General features: G+C 69.4%; 14 protein-coding genes. 12 read left to right on the top strand and 2 right to left on the bottom strand.

Translation table 11 applies throughout. From position 1 onward, the window contains the following. Positions 1–141: 141 nt before the first annotated feature. Positions 142–291, bottom strand: coding sequence for a hypothetical protein (locus tag ACIRYZ_RS19090; RefSeq protein ID WP_402945596.1), 150 nt, complete (start codon positions 289–291; stop codon positions 142–144). Positions 292–1,174: 883 nt separating this feature from the next. Between ACIRYZ_RS19090 and ACIRYZ_RS19085 the strand changes: the two genes are divergently transcribed. The 9 genes from ACIRYZ_RS19085 (at position 1,175) to ACIRYZ_RS19045 (ending at position 11,753) form a co-directional block, all read left to right on the top strand. Beyond that, positions 1,175–3,124 carry a glycosyltransferase gene (locus ACIRYZ_RS19085; RefSeq protein WP_402945594.1) on the top strand — a complete coding sequence of 650 codons (1,950 nt, stop codon included), beginning with the start codon at positions 1,175–1,177 and terminating at the stop codon, positions 3,122–3,124. Positions 3,125–3,231: 107 nt separating this feature from the next. Next, entirely contained in the window at positions 3,232–3,441 is a 210-nt protein-coding gene (locus ACIRYZ_RS19080) for a hypothetical protein (protein ID WP_402945591.1), read from the top strand. Between the two features lie 219 nt (positions 3,442–3,660). Then, a complete protein-coding gene (locus ACIRYZ_RS19075; protein WP_402945588.1) occupies positions 3,661–4,515 on the top strand; it encodes a DUF692 domain-containing protein in 855 nt (284 codons plus the stop codon). After that, the gene (locus ACIRYZ_RS19070; protein WP_402945585.1) at positions 4,512–5,354 is read left to right on the top strand and encodes a PqqD family peptide modification chaperone; all 843 of its coding nucleotides are present in this window, start codon (positions 4,512–4,514) and stop codon (positions 5,352–5,354) included. The genes ACIRYZ_RS19075 and ACIRYZ_RS19070 overlap by 4 nt, the downstream gene beginning before the upstream one ends. 436 nt (positions 5,355–5,790) lie before the next feature. Continuing rightward, positions 5,791–7,623 (top strand): FAD-dependent oxidoreductase, encoded by a 1,833-nt coding sequence (locus tag ACIRYZ_RS19065; RefSeq protein ID WP_402945582.1) that lies wholly within the window; start codon positions 5,791–5,793, stop codon positions 7,621–7,623. 406 nt (positions 7,624–8,029) lie between these two features. Next, positions 8,030–9,184 (top strand): recombinase family protein, encoded by a 1,155-nt coding sequence (locus ACIRYZ_RS19060; protein WP_402945580.1) that lies wholly within the window; start codon positions 8,030–8,032, stop codon positions 9,182–9,184. A gap of 368 nt (positions 9,185–9,552) precedes the next feature. Further along, positions 9,553–10,386 (top strand): hypothetical protein, encoded by an 834-nt coding sequence (locus ACIRYZ_RS19055; protein ID WP_402945577.1) that lies wholly within the window; start codon positions 9,553–9,555, stop codon positions 10,384–10,386. A 166-nt stretch (positions 10,387–10,552) separates the two neighbouring features. Continuing rightward, entirely contained in the window at positions 10,553–11,161 is a 609-nt protein-coding gene (locus ACIRYZ_RS19050) for a winged helix-turn-helix domain-containing protein (RefSeq protein ID WP_402945575.1), read from the top strand. A gap of 127 nt (positions 11,162–11,288) precedes the next feature. Then, positions 11,289–11,753: an arginase family protein gene (locus ACIRYZ_RS19045; RefSeq protein WP_402945573.1), complete on the top strand. Its 465-nt coding sequence runs from the start codon at positions 11,289–11,291 to the stop codon at positions 11,751–11,753. Here ACIRYZ_RS19045 and ACIRYZ_RS19040 read toward each other — a convergent pair. Next, positions 11,750–12,028 carry a hypothetical protein gene (locus ACIRYZ_RS19040; RefSeq protein ID WP_402945571.1) on the bottom strand — a complete coding sequence of 93 codons (279 nt, stop codon included), beginning with the start codon at positions 12,026–12,028 and terminating at the stop codon, positions 11,750–11,752. The two genes, ACIRYZ_RS19045 and ACIRYZ_RS19040, sit on opposite strands and share 4 nt — an antisense overlap. Positions 12,029–12,857: 829 nt before the next feature. Here ACIRYZ_RS19040 and ACIRYZ_RS19035 point away from each other — a divergent pair. The 3 genes from ACIRYZ_RS19035 to ACIRYZ_RS19025 all read left to right on the top strand — a co-directional run bounded on the left by ACIRYZ_RS19035 (position 12,858) and on the right by ACIRYZ_RS19025 (position 17,120). Then, the gene (locus ACIRYZ_RS19035; protein ID WP_402945569.1) at positions 12,858–13,586 is read left to right on the top strand and encodes a response regulator transcription factor; all 729 of its coding nucleotides are present in this window, start codon (positions 12,858–12,860) and stop codon (positions 13,584–13,586) included. Then, positions 13,583–15,007 (top strand): sensor histidine kinase, encoded by a 1,425-nt coding sequence (locus tag ACIRYZ_RS19030; RefSeq protein WP_402945567.1) that lies wholly within the window; start codon positions 13,583–13,585, stop codon positions 15,005–15,007. The genes ACIRYZ_RS19035 and ACIRYZ_RS19030 overlap by 4 nt, the downstream gene beginning before the upstream one ends. A 421-nt stretch (positions 15,008–15,428) precedes the next feature. Further along, entirely contained in the window at positions 15,429–17,120 is a 1,692-nt protein-coding gene (locus tag ACIRYZ_RS19025) for a ricin-type beta-trefoil lectin domain protein (protein ID WP_402945564.1), read from the top strand. Positions 17,121–17,160 lie beyond the last annotated feature (40 nt).

Below are 17,160 nucleotides of genomic sequence, written 5' to 3'. Positions count from 1 at the left end.
ACTCACCTCCCCACCGAAGTCACCGTGCGCCGGCGCTGCGTGCCTCAGCGAGCGGCGTACACGCCCTGGACGTATCGCCGGCGTCGATCAGTGACTGAAGCCACGTCTCGGCGTCGTCCTCCCGCGCGTCGGGGGTGTGGCTCAGGTGGAGGGCGCGGAACGCGGCTCGTACGCCGGGGCCATCCGGGCGCCATCGCCGCAGACGTAGACCTGGGCCTCGGCTTCGAGCAGGAACCAGACCTCCTCGCCCTCCGCCGCGATGCGGTCCGGGACGATGTGTGCGCCCGTCACCGGCGGGTCGAAGTAGGAAGGCGGGGGCTCGCAGGGAGCTCCTGAGGCCGTTGATCACTCCCGTGATGAGAGCGCACTTGGCCTTCGGAGGGCACAGCTCTGCGAAGGCCTGTGCGTACGCCGGCCGCCCGATCGTGACTTTTACAAACCGGCGCGTTCCCGGAAATAAAAAGAAACTGACTTCCATTCAGAGAATGGCGATCACCGAGTAGCCCCATTCGTGGGGACATGGCAGCTGCGGTCATCGCTCCCGGCAGGTCGCGCGACGACCGCAGTAGCCGAAGCCAGTGGGCCGGTACGAGGAGATCGGCACTGCCGCCGAGGCTAGCCCCGGCCCTGGCGGGGGCTGGCCCGCGCAGGCCGCTGCATCGACCAGCGGGCCGACGGTGACCCCAGGAGCCCGAGCCGCACCGCGTTCTGACACACCCGAAGAAGTCGCCCCGGGAACTGGCGAGAACAGTTCCGGGCAGCTGGTGAGTTTCAGCGCCGACACCGAACCGGCTGGTGAGAAACGCCCGGAAGGCTGGTGAGTTTTCGCGTTCGTGGCCCGTCGGGTCCCGTCACGGCGGACAGTGCTGGCGTTGCCACACTGTTGGTCGGTGTCGGCACAGTTGTGATTCTCGGCGTCCTATTCCGCGAATTCTCGTCGTCCGGGAGGCGTGAAGTGTGTACACGCTCCGGCGCATGCGGACCATCCGGCGGGCTCTCGTGGCGCAGATATATTATCATCTTTAGCTCTCGTGCGCCATTTACGTCCGCCCGGATCTCCGGTTCACTGTGAGAGACGGCTTCTGCCGCGCCACCGGCGCCCATTCCAAGGCTTGCGACCGGTAAGGCGCCCTCAACCTACCCGATAGATCTCGGCATTGCTTGGGGTGGCGGCATGAACATCTGTTTTCTAACGAAGTACCCGCCGATTCAGGGCGGGGTTAGTATGCACTGCTACTGGGCCGCCCGCGGCCTGGCCGAGCGGGGACACCGCGTCTTCGTGGTCACGAACGCCGACGAGGTGGAGGAGACCTTCCGGATCCGGATACCCGAGACCGACCGGGTCGGAAGCGGCGCCTACGCACCGGAATTCCCCGAAAGCGGCGGGCGTGTGATCGTCACCAGCACGCAGCCTCCTGATCGGCGCGAGCTCTACTACGTCCCGCTCGGCAACCCGACCGTCAGCCGGCTGGCAGGCCTGGCGACCGAGCTGATCCGCGCGCACGACTGTGAAGTGATCTTCTCGTACTACCTGGAGCCGTACGGAGTCGCTGCCCACCTGGCAAGCCGGTTCACAGGGGTGCCGTACGTCTTCAAGCACGCGGGCAGCGACCTGCACCGGCTCATGCAGGTACCGGAACTGCGGACCACCTACACCGAAGTCCTGCGCGGCGCGAACCGCCTGATCTCCCGGGGGCCCTCGCGCACCCGGCTGCTGGAGGCGGGGGTGGACGAGAGTGCGATCACTTCGTGTGCCGCCTTCGGGTTGCCCGCCGACCTGTTCACCCCGGTCGGCCCGTCCCGTCCGCTGTCGCAGTGGATCGCCACCGGCTCGGAGCCGGCCCGGCCGGTCGACAGCGGCCTGCCCATCCTCGGGGTCTACGGCAAACTCGGCGAGTTCAAAGGGTCGTTCGACCTGCTGCACGCCATGCGGCGGCTGTTCTCGGACGGCTTCAGATTCAACCTTGCGGCTGCCGTACAGGGCTGGCAACAGGACGCCTTTACCCGGCTGGCGGGCCGGCTCGGACTCGCCGACCACGTCCACCTCATCCCGTTCATGCCGCACTGGTCCATCCCTGAGTTCATCCGCAGCTGCACCGCCGTCGCCTTCCTCGAACGGGACTTCCCGATCGCGGCGCACACGCCTACCATCCCGTCGGAGATCATCGCCTGCGGCGGATGCCTGGTCGTGTCCACCGAGGTCGCGCGGAAGCAGCTCTTCCGGGCCGCGATCCGGGACCGGCGCAACGTCGTGGTCACCGATCCGCTCCGCCACGACGAACTCGCGGCAGCCCTGCGTTACGCGCTCGAGGACGGCGCGCGGGCCCAGGACATCGGCCGCCGGGGACACGTGGAACTGGGCTACGAGCCGACCTACGAGTCCTACGTCGGGGAACTCGAGCAACTGCTCATCAGCGTCGCCGCGGAGCCGACCGGCTCGTCCTCCCCGAGCCGACGCCCCGACACCGCCGGTGCCGACCCGACCGGGGTGGCGCAAGCCGTTCCGGGCCTCTACCCGCGCACCCAGGCCTTGCTGACGGCCGACGACGAGCGGCGGCTGCACCGGGCGGCACAGGCCGACGGCAGCCATCGCGACGCGGCGGACCGGCGCGCCCTCGCGCTGAGGGTGGGCCGACTGCTCCTCGGCATCCTGCCGCCGCACGCCGTGGTGGCCCGCGAGGTGTGCCGGTACGAGTACAAGATCCATGAGTGGACGCGCGACGCGACCAGGGACAAGCCGACCGCCCCGCCCGGAGCGGAACTCGACTGGCGCGCTCGGCCCGACCGGGCTCGGCCGCGACTCGTGGGCCAGGCAGAGATCGTCGAGTTCAGCTGCGATGTGGAACCGGTGCTCGAGGCGCTTGCCGCCGGGCGCCAGGCGCCGGCTGGCGAGGGGCCGCTGAAGGTCCTGTTCCACGAGGCGACGGCACCGCTGCGGGTGAGCGAGCCCACCGCGTGGGTCGTCGAGCTGCTCCGCACCGGAGACCTGACCGTCGATCAGATCGCGGACCTGGCGCGCGAACGGTACGACGCGACCGGTCCGCACTCCGACCGGACGTCGGCGGCACAGTGCCTCGACGTCCTCGAAGGCCTCTGCTGGGAGGGGGTGGTCACCTTCGACTGACCCAGTGCCGCACACCGGCCACGCCCGCGGCGCGCGCCGGAGCGAGCGGCAGAGCCCGTCCGTGCACCGGACGATCGAGAACGACGAAACCGTGAAAGGGGAATGACATGAGCGACCAGAACAAGAGCCAGAAGATCGAGGTGCGAGGCAGCGTCGACGCCGCGAAGTACCACGCGGCCAAGGCGCTCGGCGGCGAGAACACGATGTTCGAGCTGCGCGCGATGAAGCCGAACCGCGGATCCAACTCGGCGGCGGCCAACTGCATCGTGTGCCTGATCTGCATCGTGTGCTCGGCCGGTTCGCCCGCAGCGGCGTGAGCCGTCCCGATCGCGACGACCTGGTCGGCGCGTGAGGGAAACCGGCGACAAAGGGCGGCGAAGGTGATCCGCTGCTTTGCGGCAGCGGGTTCCCGGGTCAGGAGCGCGCCCCGATCGGGCGCTTCGAGGCCGCGCGGGCGCCTTCGCCGGCCCGACAGGGCGGCCCCGGGCTGCCGCCACGTCACTTGACGACCCCGAACCGGCAGGAGTGATGCGACCGTGCACGAACCGTCCGTTCTCGGAGTCGGGCTCGGCTACCGACAGGAGCTGCGGGAGGCGATCCTCGACGCGGCCGACTCGATCGACTTCCTTGAGCTGATCACCGACCAGTACATCGACATGCCACCGCACAAGGCGGTGGAGGCCCGGGAACTGGCCGACAGATTCCCGATCCTGCTGCACGGCGTCGACCTGTCACTGGGCACGGACCAGCCCCCCGACACCGAGTACGTCAAGAAGATCCAACGGCTGGCCGAGCGGATCGACCCCGAGTGGGTCAGCGACCACCTGTGCTTCACCCAGGTCCCCGGTCTCAACCTCGGACAGCTGACCCCGCTCGCGTTCACCCCGGAGACCACCGAGATCGCCGCCCGGAACATACGCCTGGTCGCCCAGGAGCTCGACCGGCCCTTCGCAGTGGAGAACATCTCGTACTACTTCCGTGTGCCGTGGTCCACCATGAGCGAGGCAGAGTTCATCACCGAAGTGGTCACCCGGGCCGACTGCCACCTGCTGCTCGACCTGACCAACGTGCTCAACAACGCGACCAACCTGGGGTTCGACGCCGCTGACTTCCTTGACCGGATCCCCTTGGAACGCGTGCTGCAGATCCACCTCGCCGGCGGCTACTGGCAGGACGGCGTGCTCCTGGACACCCACAGTCACCCCGTCCCGGCGCAGGTCCTCGAACTGCTGCTCGACTTCGTCCCGCGCATGCCCGCCCTCAAGGCCGTGATGATCGAACGCGACCAGAACTTCCCACCGCCCGCCGAGCTGCTTGCCGAACTCAACGGCATACGACAGGCCCTGGCGCCCGCCTGGCCGCCGGCCTCGCCACGCGGAGGCGGCAGGTGAGCGAGCACGTGAGCGAACTTCAGCGTCAGCAGGCACTGGCGCGTTTCCTGACCGATCCCCGGGCCCGACAGGCCGTGCTGGCCGAGCAACCGGACCCGCTCCCGTGGGCAGACCGCGAACTGAGGGATCGGCTGAGCGAACTGGACCAGCCGCGCACCTCGATGTATTCCCACCTGCTCCTGGTCAACCGCATGACGAAGGTCACCGATGCGCTCCCACTGGTCAGCTGGGCCCTCGGACAGCGCCTGTGGGAGCTGGCGCCGGAGTACAACACGTGCTGCCCGCCCCGCCGGCCGAAGAAGCAGGACGAGGCCTTGGCATTCGCCGGCTTCCTCCGCACGAAGCTGGGGTCCGACCTCAACGGGCCGGCATGGCTGGCCGACGTGCTGCGCTACGAGGTGGCGGTCCTCCGGATCCGCTTCTTCCCCGACGGCCCGCCCGCAGGCGCCCTGCCGGCAGCGCCGACGTTCTCGCGGGAGGAACTCCATCGGGTACGGCCCCGCCTCACCCCCGCCACCTGTCTGCTGGCCCTGGACCACGACCTGGAGGAGATCGGCGACTGCTTCGAGCGCGACGAGACGCCACCCCGAGCGCAGCAGCGCCCGATGCTTCTGCTGCTGCAGGCCACACCCGAGGGCAGCGTTCACCAGGACGAGGTGAACCCGGCTGTTGCAGCCTTCCTCAGGGCCTGCTCGCCGGAGCGCACCCTGACCGAGGTGATCGAGCAGGTGGCCCGGGAGTTCCAGCCGGTCCCGCCGACGGAAACGCTCCAGGAACAGTGTTTGGCGCTCTGCGCTCAGCTGGTTCAGCGCGGAGTGCTCACGATCCAAGCGGCCTGAACCCCACGCGGGCCGAGCGTCCCGCGGTCGGTTCCCGCCGATCCGGCCGCAGACGAGGCATCCGGCTCCGGGCTCGGTAGGCCACCGAGGTCGCCGTCCCCATCGACCCCACGCTGCGCCGCCAGCCTGATCAACGACCTGATCACCCCGCCCACGAGGGCCGCGCCCCGGAGCACATGCGCAAGAGCCGGGCAGACGAGCGGACACCCGCGCCCTCCAGCCGGCCACCTGGCACGACCATCGAAGCGATCACTCGGGAACCGGATCCGTGGCTCCGGGCTCAGGCCGGTGTGCGTGGTTGTACCCCTCACTCGCCGTCGAACGCAATGGTGTTGGGTGTGACCGGTGTGGGTGATCTTCGGGAGGCCGGCGTTGCGGCGTGCGGTGGTTGGGCGTTGCTTGGGCGATGTCCCAACTGCCTTCGTCAGGAGAGAACGTGAGTCAGCCCGCTGTGAGTCGGTCCGGGGAGTCGAGCGCCTTCCTTGGGCAGCCCCGAGTGGGGCGGCGTGCCCTCCTCGGGTCAGCCGCCACGGCCGCGGTCGGCGCGGTCGGCCTCGGCACCCGGGTTGCGGCGGCCACGGTGCCCGCGTACGCGCCGAGCGTCGGCCCGGTGGCCGACGAGGCGGTCAGCCGCGCGCTGGCCCGTGAGATGCTCATGGTCGGTGCGGACGAGCAGACCGACCTGACGCTCGAATACCTGCGGATCTTGATCGACGGCCAACTGCCGCCCCGCACCGACCGGAAGCGGGTGCTGGTGGTGGGTGCGGGCGTCGCCGGGCTGACCATTGCGACGCTGCTCAAGCAGGCCGGTCACGAGGTGACCGTCATCGAGGCCAACGCCAACCGGGTCGGCGGGCGGATCAAGACCTTCCGCGGTATCTTCGCCGACCCCCGGCTCCACGCGGAGGCCGGCGCCATGCGCCTGCCCGACTTCCACCCGCTCGTCCTGGCGCTCGCCGACAAGCTCGGCCTGAAGCGGCGGCTGTTCTACAACGCCGACGTCGCGCCGGGCGCCGGCCCGACCGGTGCCGTTCCGCCGGTGACGTACCGCTCGTTCACCGGGGAGACCTGGAGCAACGGCCCGGACCGTCCGTTCACCCCGCCCGCGGCCTGCTTCCGCAGTCTGATCCACGTCAACGGCAGCCGGACCACCCGCGCCGCGTACGCCAAGTCGCCGGCCGTGGTCAACCGTTCCTTCGGTGCCCGGTTCGACTCCACCACCGCCAGTGCCCTCGACCGGGCGTTCGAGCGGGTCTCGGTCCGGGACGGTGACATCCGCCACCGGCTGGACGCCTGGACCCACATCTTCTCCACCTATGGCTACCACTCCACCCGCCGCTTCCTGCGTGAGGAAGCCGGCTGGGACCCGGCGTCGGTCCAGGCCGTCGGCACTCTGGAGAACCTCACCTCCCGGCTGCACTACTCGTTGATCCCCACCCTGATCGACCACGCGGTGATCAGTCCAACCAACCGCTACTGGGAACTGGAGGGCGGCACCGCCATGCTCACCGACGCGCTGGCCGCCCCGCTTCGGGACGACCTGTGCCTCGGTCGCCGGATGACCCGCCTGGTGCAGGATGCCGGCAAGGTCACCATCGAGACGGTCACGGAGAGCGGCGACGAGGAGTCCTGCGACGGCGCTCCCGTCGCTCCCGCCGAGACCTTCGAGGGCGACTACGCGATCGTCACCGTCCCGTTCAGCGCGCTGCGGTTCTGTCGGATCGAGCCCCTGATGACCTACCCCAAGCGCCGGGCCGTCGCGGAGCTGCACTACGACTCGGCCACCAAGGTCCTGCTCGAGTTCCACCGCCGGTTCTGGGAGGAAGGCCTGGACGGCTTCACCGGCGGTGGTTGCGTCAGCGACAGCCCCAGCCGCTTCACCTACCTCCCCTCGCATGCGCCGGAGGGCTCCTCGGGGGGCGTGGTGCTCGCCTCGTACACCTGGTCGGACGACGCGGCGCGCTGGGACTCGCTCACCCCGGGCGAGCGATACGCCTTCGCCCTCGACGACCTGGAGCGGCTCTTGGGGCCGCGCGTGCGGAGGGAGTTCACCGGAGTCGGCGCCACCCAGTCCTGGGCACGTGCCCGGTACGCCCTCGGTGAGGCCGCCATCGTCACCCCCGGTCAGCTGCACGAGCTCCACCCGGCCACCCAGACCCCGGAGGGCCGCGTCCACTTCGCCGGCGAGCACACCAGCCTCAAGCCGGCCTGGATCGAGGGCGCCCTCGAGTCGGCGGTCCGCACCTTCCTGGAGGTCCACCACCGCTGAGCGGGAACCGGCGCAGGTGCCGCCAGCTGCCGAACTCGTCGCCCACGGCCCCGCGACGAAGCCGCGCGCGTCGCGGGCCAGTGAGGGCGCGACCGTCAACGCCGCAGGGTGGACTCGGGCACGCCGTTGCCGTCGGCCAGGTCGAGCAGGCGCTGGTCGTGCCGCAGCATCGCGAGCCCGAGCACCGCGATCCGGCCCGGCGGCAGCGACCGGAACGGGGAACCGATCGCCTTCAGGTGGGAATGCAGCAGGTCCGCGAGGTAGGCGATGGTGCGTCTGCGCGGACGTGGCGCACTGGGCGGAGGAGAACCACAAGGTCCTGGTCTTCACCGACGACGGGATCACCCTGGACTACCGGAAGGGGAGGGAGTCGTCGTTCGGCAACGAGCCGGCGAAGGTCTTCCTGATGCTGGCTTCGATCTTCGCGGAGATGGAGCTCAAGCGGATCAAGGCCCGAGTCAGCGCCGCGCACAAGCATCTGCGCAAGACGGACCGGTGGGCGGGTGGGCAGCCGCCGTACGGGTACCGGATCGTCGACCGCCCCGGTGGCGGGCGCACCCTGGAGCCGGACCCGGTGACATCCGAGGCTGTGCGCTACATGGGCAAGCTCCTCCTGGAGGGGCAGAGCCAGTGGATGATCGCCGCGGCCCTGGAGGCCGCCGGTTTCGACACCCCGGCTACCCACGCGTACAAGAACCAGGGCGACACATACTCGAGCAAGCGGAGGACGCCGCCGTCGAACCACTGGAATCCCACCAGTGTGGGCAAGATCCTTCGCTCGCCGGCGACGATGGGCTTGAAGCTGACCGGTCGCTCCGTCAAGGCGCGCAAGATCGCCCGTGACGCGAAGGGCCTGCCGATCCGGATGGCGAAGTCCCTGTTGACGGAGGAGGAGTGGGCAGCGGTCCAGGCGGTGATGGACGAGCGGTCGGTGACGAAGGAGCGCTCGAACGGGGCCTCGCCCTGGCTGGGCGTGGCGCACTGTGACCGTTGCGGGGATCGGTTCTACCGGCAGGTGAATCTCGCGAAGAACGGCCGGATCTACGAGTACTACCGGTGCGCGAAGACGGCGGGCAAACCCGCCTGCAAGGGCCAGTCCGTCAAGGGCGAGTGGGTCACCGCCGCAATCACAGCCCTGGTGGAGCGTTTGGCAGGGTTGGCGATGACGGTGCGCCGGTTCAATCCCGGCGAGGACCACACCGAGCAGCTCAACCACGTCACCCAGGCCATGCGCGACCTGCGCGAGGAGAAACGCCGAGGCCTGTTCGACTACCCCGGCGGCGACGACGAGTACGCCGAAGCCCTCGAAGTCCTCGTCGATGAACGCCGCCGCCTCGCTGCCCTCCCGCAACGCCCTTCGGCCTGGGTCGAGGTCGAGACCGGTCAGACCTTTGCCGATGTCTGGACCCAGGCCGACCATGAGCACCGCCGCCAACTCCTCCTCGGCCTCAAAGCCCGCCTCTACATGACCCCCACCGTCGAAGGCTGGTACCTACCCGCCGAACTCGAAGCAGGAGTACGACAGCTCGAGTGTGCTGGCAGCTCGGCGGAGGTCGGGTGATCCGGGATCGTTGTGGGCCGAGACCTCCGCGTGGGTTCGTCGCGAGCGCGATGCCGTCCGGGCCCGACGCCGATCCGGCGCGCCGTTCGAGGTGCAGGAAGCGGCGAGGTCGCGGACGGCTTGGTGGTCGGCGTCGGCCGCCCACTGGGGCCTCTCCGGCGCTGAGTGGCACTGCCACACGGCGCGTCCGTACTCGTCGCCGAAACGACCCCTTCATTCGCATGTGCGTCACCGTCGATCAAGGGTAAGCGGAAGTTTAGGGGCTCGTTAGCTGTCCCTTCTCAAGATGGTTTCGACGCGGCGTCACTCCTACGATCAGTCAGGCGCACCAAGTCGCTACCAATCGCATTCGAGTAGGGAGACCAACCGTGGGACGTCGCCGTCGTACCAGGCGCATTACCGGCGTTGCCTTGGCCGCCGCGACCATGATCGGTGGCGGTGTGTACATGACCACCGGCTCCAACCCGGCGTCGGCCGCGATCACGTCATCGCCGGCAAGCGGCATCGGTTCCAACCGGGCATCGGCTGCGATCAAGCCATCGTCGGTAAAAAGCGCCGCCAGTTCAGGGTCTCCGGTCGAATTCACCTTGCCGGCATCGAACCAGATCGTCAAAGTGCAGACCAGTTTCACCGTGCCATCGGAACAGCCCCACGTCGGCACCACGTTCCTGTGGCCCGGACTCCAGCCGCTCGGCGGAGCGAATTTCAATCCCATCGGGGAAGGAGTGCTGCAGCCGGTCCTGACCTGGGGCTCTTCCTGCGCGCCCGCGGCGGGTGAGCCTGTCAGCTACTCCTCCTGGTGGATATCCGGGCAGTATGTCAACACGGAAGGGAGTCAGCCCGGATATCAGGGCTGTTTCTCCGGAAAAGCGATGAAGGTAAATCCCGGCGATGAGCTGAACATCTCCATGCGACTGGATTCGGCCAGTGGAAAATGGATTCAGACCATCACCGACGGGCCAAACCACGTCTCCTTCAGTGAAGATCTTCACGGCCAGGCGCAGAACTGGCTGCTATTCGTCATCGAGAATTACGATGGCGCATCGTTCAACGCCCCGCTCTCTTTCCGGAACACGAGAGTCGATTTCCAGAATGCGGATTCCGGCACGTGCAACAGCTGGGGAGCGGAAGCCGGCGTGTCCGGTGGTGCGACGTCGACCAACAATGGTCTTCGATGTGTCATCAACACGGTAACCGTCTAGGGCCTCGATCCTGCGTGACGGCTCGTCAGTTTGGCTGGCAGGCCGTTTCTGCTTGGCCGGGTTTGTGCGAAAATCCCCCGCTCGTAGCCCGCTGTCCCTGGTTGCTGAGGATTTCGTGCTGTTGTTGGGTAGTGACAGATAGTGATCCCTGTAGTACGCCGTTGATATGCGGTATGCGCAGCTTGGGGGCCTGACCGCTGAGCGGCGGGCGTTTCGTGAACAGGTGCGGCTGGAGGCCGCCGGCCGGTTCGAGGTCGGCGACAAGACGGAGATGATCGCCCGTGATCTGCGGGTCGGTGAGCGGTCGGTGGAGCGTTGGCGCAGGTCCTGGCGCGAGGGTGGGATGGAGGCCTTGCGCTCGGCGGGGTCGGCGAGTGAGCCCAAGCTTTCGGCAACCCAGTTCGCCGAACTGGAAGAGGAGTTGGGCAGGGGGCCGGTCGCGTACGGCTTCGAGGACCAATGCTGGACGCTGGCCCGGGTCCAGACGGTGATCGGCCGCCGGTTTCGGATGCGGCTTTCGATCACGACCGTGTGGCGGCTGCTGAAGCGCCACGGCTGGTCCTGGCAGGCCCCGGCCCGCCGGGCGCTGGAGCGCGACGAGCACGCGGTGGAATTGTGGAAGCAGGAGGTCTGGCCGCGGGCAAAACCACCGCGGCGGCGCTCGGGGCCTGGATCCTCTTCGAGTTGCGCCGTGAGGCGCTGTGATTCGTGTGGAGGTGAGAGACCTTCACCGCCGAACTGTCGTAGCAGGGGGGTGGAGCTGAGGGCAGCCTGATCCGGGTGGTGCCGGGGAGGGCGGGAGCGGCCCTGACAAGCCGGGCGCGGTCGGCCACCTGGTCCCCGAGTTCCCCCTCGCCGGCGCCCGTCGCGGCTACGCCGTCGGCACCGAGGTGCTCCAGGCCGTGCTGCCGCCGCACGCCGGCCCCACCGCCACCGTGCCCGTCCCGATGGACGACTCCGGCACCCAACTGCGCGACGGCATCGAATCCAAGAGCGTCCTCACCCGGCAGCTCACCGCCGCCCTGAAGATCATCAAGGATCACGACCCCGCCCGCATCACCACCCTCGGCGGCACTTGCACCGTCAGCGTCGCCCCGTTCACCAGCCTCGCCGACCGCTACGGCGACGACATCGCCGTCATCTGGATCGACTCCCACCCCGACGTCGACACCGGCGACACCGACTACAACGGCTACCACGCCATGGCCGTCTCCGTGATCACCGGCCACGGCGACCCCGAGATGACCAAACTCCTCCCGGCCACCGTCCCCGCCCACTGCGTCGCTCTCGTCGGCCTCCACGACTGGACCGAGGGCGCCTACCAGCACGTCGACGAAGGGGGCCTCACCTCCTTCAGCCCCGACTAGCTGCGCACCTCCACCCAGCCACTGCTCGACTGGATCGCCTCCACCTCGACGTCGACACCATCGACGGCAGCGAGGGAAGCCTCGGCCTCGACCGGCTCCCCGGCGGCCTCTCCGGCGCCGAGGTCAACCGGATCGCCCAGGACGTCCAGCGCACCACCGATGTCGTCGCCGCCACCATCGCCGAGTTCCTCCCCCGCGCCCTCCTCCACGTCCAGCAGGTCCTGCGCGGCTACCCGCTGATCTCCGGCTGAACACCGGGCGGCACTCCTGTCCACCAGCAGCCCCGTCCTGACAGGCCGGGTGCTTCCTGTGAAGCACCCGGCCGCACGGCGATCCACCTACGCGATCACGTTTCATGAGTCGTTGCGAACGACTGGAGCAACCCGGCGGCTGGGGGACGGCAGGGGCGGAGGCAGCGGCGATAGGGATGGCCGATCGCACTGCGCGCGCCCTCTGAGCCCGCGCTCAGCCTGTGGGCAGCGTCTGCTCGCACCAGATCGTTTTGCCCTGGGGTGCTGGCGACGCCGGTCCTCGACCTCGATGGGAACCCGCAACCCGTCTCCGACGCCCTGCTCAGCGAAAGCGCCGTCCGGGTGGGGGCGGACGGCCTCGGCTGACCCCTGTGAACACCTTCGCGAGGCGGGCACCGAAGATCGGCGCCCGCTCCGCACATCGATGGCGCGACGCGTACAGCGCGACAACGCTTTGCGAGCCAGCACTTGGGTGGGGACGGTGGCGGCGCGCCCGTTCGCGCGAGGTGTGCACGATCGGCCTGACGGCGCCCGTGGTGCGTGAAGAACCTTGCCGTCCCGCTGCCGGAGAGCGTCTTGGACCGAGCGTGACGGATGACGGGACAGGAATGGCCGACGCGCGACGGACCACTTCGGTGTGTGAGACGCCCTGGAGTGTCGCCGTCCTTCGGCATGCACACTGGACGACTTGAGTGACCGTAAGCGCAACACGGCATGGAAAGCCCGCGTACGTGGGTTCTGCTCGTGAACCCATAAGCATCCGCTAACCTTCCGCGAAGGTGAGGATGCCCCTGATATCTCGTAACCTGGTTCCCCTTCTCCGAATTTCGTCAATGCCGCTACGGTGTGCGCCATGACGTCCGTCCTCGTCGTCGAAGACGACCCCGCGATCCGCGCTTCCCTCATAGAGGTGCTGACCAACCACCATCTTCTGGTGCGCAGTTCTCCGAACGGCTTCGGCGCGCTGCGCGAGATCACCCGGCAGCCGCCGGACGCGATCGTCCTGGACCTGGGACTGCCGGACCTGGACGGTGCCGACGCCCTGCGGATGATCCGCGGCCTGTCCCAGGTCCCCGTGCTGGTGGCGACGGCCCGGGACGACGAGCGGGAGATCATCAAGCTTCTCAACGCGGGAGCTGACGACTACTTGGTGAAACCGTTCTCCGGTGGGCAACTCGTCGCCCGCCTGATCGCCGTGCTACGACGTTGCTCCGGGCCACCCACTTTTCCCGGGGCGGGCCCGGCCGTGCAGGCGGGCCCGGTTCCCGGTGCGGCCCAGGGCGCGATCGTCCTGGGCGAGCTGAGCATCGACCCGATGGCGCGGACCGCCCGTCTCGCGAGGAGTGAACTCAGCCTGACCAGGCGCGAGTTCGACCTCCTGGAGTTCCTCGCCCGGAACGCGGGCCGGGTCGTCTCCCGGCAGGTCATCCTCGCCGAGGTCTGGCGCCAGCCGTACGTGGACGAGAAGACCGTCGACGTCCACCTGTCCTGCCTGCGCCGCAAGATGGGCGAGCGGGCCTCCCGGCCCCGCTACCTGCACACCGTTCGGGGAGTCGGCGTGAAGCTGGTGGCACCCCAGTGAGAACCACCCTCGCCACCGTCGCCCTGGTGGTGACCTCCATGGTCGCCCTCTCCTTTCTCGTCCCCCTGGCCCTGCTCCTGCGCACGCAGGTGCAGACGCAGGCCGCGCTGGGCGCCGAACAGCGGGCGGCCGCCCTGGTACCCGCCACCGTGACGCTGGCCTCCCGGCCCACGGACCTGGAGCAGGTGGTGGCACGCCTGAACATGGCGGGTCGGCACAGCGTCCACCTGCCGGACGGCCGGACCGTCGGCACGGCCCACGCCCCCGCCGACCTGCTGGACCGGGCCGTGCGCGAGCGGATGTCCTTCGCCGGCGCGATACCCGGCGGCTGGGCCTACCTGCAGCCCGTGCCCCTGGACGCGAACCGGGTGGCCGTCGTGGAGGAGTTCGTACCGCAGGCCGAACTGAACCAGGGGGTGGCGCGGGCCTGGACGGTGATGGCCCTGCTCGCCGTCGGCCTGGTGATCGGTTCGGTCCTGGTGGCCGACCGCCTCGGCGCCCGCGTGGTGCGCGCCTCCCGCACCCTCTCCGACGCCTCGGCGGCGCTGGGCGCCGGCGACCTCGACGTCCGGGTCGAACCGACCGGGCCACCGGAGCTTCGGGCAGCCGGCCTGGCGTTCAACCGCATGGCCGATCGCGTGACGCAGCTCCTCGAATCCGAAAGGGAGTTCGTCGCGGATCTCTCGCACCGGCTCAGGACCCCGCTGACGGCGCTGCGCCTCGCGACCGATCAGGTCGGCGCGGTCGCGGGCTCCGCGCGGGTGGGCGCGGCGATCGACCACCTCGAGTCCGAACTGGACTCGATCATCGTCACGGCCCGAACACCCCTGTCCACCAGGCCGCTCGGGGCCAACGACGGCACCGGCGCCCGCGATGACCGCGCCGTGCACCCCGGTCGACGCGCCCCCGAGGCGTGCCAGGTATCGGAGCTGGCCGCGCACCGAGTCGGCTTCTGGTCGGTGCTCGCCGAGCAGCAGGGCCGGATGTGCGCCTTCGAGGCCACCGACGAACCCACTCCCGTGCGGCTGCCCGACGACCATCTGGCCGCCATGGTCGACGCCCTGGTCGGCAACGTCTTCCGGCACACCCCCGAAGGGACCGCCTTCGCGGTGAGCGTGCAGCGGACGGCCCAGAGTGTCGTGCTGGTCGTCGAGGACGGCGGCCCAGGCATCCAGGACCCGAGCAGCGCACTGTCCCGGGGGGTCAGCACCGGCGGTTCGACCGGCCTCGGGCTGGACATCGCCCGCACCGCGGCCGAGTCGACGCGAGGGCACCTGTCGATCGGCCACAGCACGCTGGGAGGGGCGCGCGTGGAAGTGGCCCTCGGCCTCGCCCCGGACTCACGGCGCACCCTCGGTCGAGCTTGGCGCCACCGCCGCCGGCGCACCGCGAAGGCCCTCCGCCTCAGCCGGGAGGACTGACTCCCGCCCGCGCCGGTCGACCGAGTCCGCCCGGGCGGCGCACCCCGCCCGTCGTGCCGCCATGTCGATGAATTCAAAGCGCCGGACCGCCCGACCGGCTATTTCCATCTCACTTCTTGATACGTGTTGTTGACGGATTGTCTTGCAATATCTGAGCGCTCGTCATATTTTCGCGTTCGCCTTGACGCGGGAAGTTCATCACGGCCAAGATCCTCTACCGGCGGGTAGAAAATTCACCGCAGAAGGACCCGGCGCCCGGTCGGCAAGCCATCGGAGCGCGATTCGAGCACTTGCCACCGCCTTGGCGGCATCAATGCCCGTGGCGTTCCAATGACGGCCTGCGACGCTCGCGCCCCCTGGCCGTTCCGCGCGGTGACCGTTCGCCAACAAACCCCCCGCAGGGGCGTACAGAGGAGAAGAGATGTCTGATTCGGTGACCGGTGCAGCCACGGACGCCGAACTGGCACGCCTGATCCGCGATGGGCACGAGCGGGACCAATCGGCGCTCGCAGAGATGACGCACCGCCACAAGGCCGCTCTGAAGGCCTACGCTCGACTCTTCTGCAAGGACGACAAGGCGGCACAGGAGCTCGCGAGTGAGTCCTTCGAGCGGGCCCTGGAAGCCGTCCGCACCGGCGCCGGACCGACGGCGAGCTGGCGGCCGTACCTGCTGGCCGAGGTGAGGAGAGCTGCGGCCGGTTGGGCCGACACCGGACGGGAAGCGGTGCTGAGCACCGGCTTCGCCTCCTGGCTCGACGGTCTGCCCCAGCCGGATCCGGCGGCCGCGTCGGCGCGAGCGGCGGTCGCCGCGGTGGAAGCGGACGCGTTCCTCCTGCGCGCGTTCGTCAACCTGCCGGAGCATCAGCAGGCGGCATTGTGGTGCTACCTCGACGAGCCCACCGGTCAGTCGCCGACGGCTCGACCGGAGCCGGACGGACCAACCCGGCAGAGCCTCTACGACGCCTACCTGAAGGCGTACGCCGCGCGAGTCCCAGATCGGTCGTGCCGTCACCTGATCGCCGTCCTGGGAGAATTCGTCCGGCATGGCATCGCCGACGACGCCGAGAACCTCGACGGCCACCTCTCGCGGTGCGGCAGTTGTGGTCGCGCCCGAGCGGAGCTGACTGCCATCGACATCTGGCAGCGGCCGGTCCTGCTCCGGGGATTGCTGCTGTGGACGGGAGAACCGTCGTCCACCGCCCTGCCGGTGGTCGCGGCCGGCACCCGGCCGGCGTCGACGACCGCACCGCTATCCACCCCCCGTACCCGAGCGCGTCCGCCGCACAGCGACGGCCGTCGCCCCGGCAGGCGACGCGCACTGACGTCCTTCGCCGTGGCCGGGGCCGGCGCGGTGGCGGCACTGGTCATCGCCGGAATGGTGATCGAGACCGTGCACTCGGCGGGAACGCACCCTTCGCCGGCCGGCGCCCTCCCGCTGCCGGGCTCCGCGGAGTCGACATCCCCCACGGGTCCCGCGAGCGTGCGTCCGGTGACCATCGCGGACTCGCCGTCGGCCACCCCGTCGCCCACGGCCTCGACCGCCTCGGCATCGGCCACCCCGTCTCAAGGCAAGCCGACCACGTCGCCGCCGGCCGTCCCCTCGCCCACCCCGTCGACCCCGACATCGACGGTGACCGTGGCACCGCCACCGAGCCAGCCGATCGGCCTCCCGCTCGTCAACAGGAGCTCGGGGCTCTGTGTCGGCACCACCGACAGGAGTGCCGGCAGCCCGCTGCAGCTCCAGCAGTGCACCGGCCAGGCCGCCCAGCGCTGGGAGCGTCTGGCGGCCGATCAGGACACCTACCAGCTCCGCAACGCGGACACGGGAATGTGCCTGGACGGGACCACCGCCGGCGGGAACGCGGTCGTGGTCGTCCTTCGGGGCTGCCGATCCGGTACGCAACGCGCGCAGCAGCTGTGGCGGTTCGAACCGGACGCCAAAACCGGTGCCGTCCGCCTGTGGTTCGTGCCGCCGGTCCCGTCGAGTGACTACGCCTCCCACCTGTTCGGCCCGTACAACTGGCCGGACGGCGACCCACCCCGCGTCGGATCAGCCCTGGTCCAACTGCCCGACTACTACCACTCCAGCAGCTTCCTGTTCACCCTGGGATGACCGGCGCAGGGGCTGCGCCGTGGGCGAACTCCACCGAGCA

Source organism: Kitasatospora sp. NPDC101155, from assembly GCF_044768305.1.
Lineage (GTDB): Bacteria > Actinomycetota > Actinomycetes > Streptomycetales > Streptomycetaceae > Kitasatospora.
The sequence above is the reverse complement of the archived record's forward strand: the minus strand, read 5'-3'. Positions and strand labels throughout refer to the sequence as shown.

What these genes read in the sequence shown, in the direction of transcription:
- ACIRYZ_RS19085 (WP_402945594.1), top strand. Translation starts at nt 1,175, where the DNA reads ATGAACATCTGTTTTCTAACGAAGTACCCGCCGATTCAGGGCGGGGTT.
- ACIRYZ_RS19080 (WP_402945591.1), top strand. Translation starts at nt 3,232, where the DNA reads ATGAGCGACCAGAACAAGAGCCAGAAGATCGAGGTGCGAGGCAGCGTC.
- ACIRYZ_RS19060 (WP_402945580.1), top strand. Translation starts at nt 8,030, where the DNA reads ATGCTGGCTTCGATCTTCGCGGAGATGGAGCTCAAGCGGATCAAGGCC.
- ACIRYZ_RS19050 (WP_402945575.1), top strand. Translation starts at nt 10,553, where the DNA reads ATGCGGTATGCGCAGCTTGGGGGCCTGACCGCTGAGCGGCGGGCGTTT.
- ACIRYZ_RS19035 (WP_402945569.1), top strand. Translation starts at nt 12,858, where the DNA reads ATGACGTCCGTCCTCGTCGTCGAAGACGACCCCGCGATCCGCGCTTCC.
- ACIRYZ_RS19025 (WP_402945564.1), top strand. Translation starts at nt 15,429, where the DNA reads ATGTCTGATTCGGTGACCGGTGCAGCCACGGACGCCGAACTGGCACGC.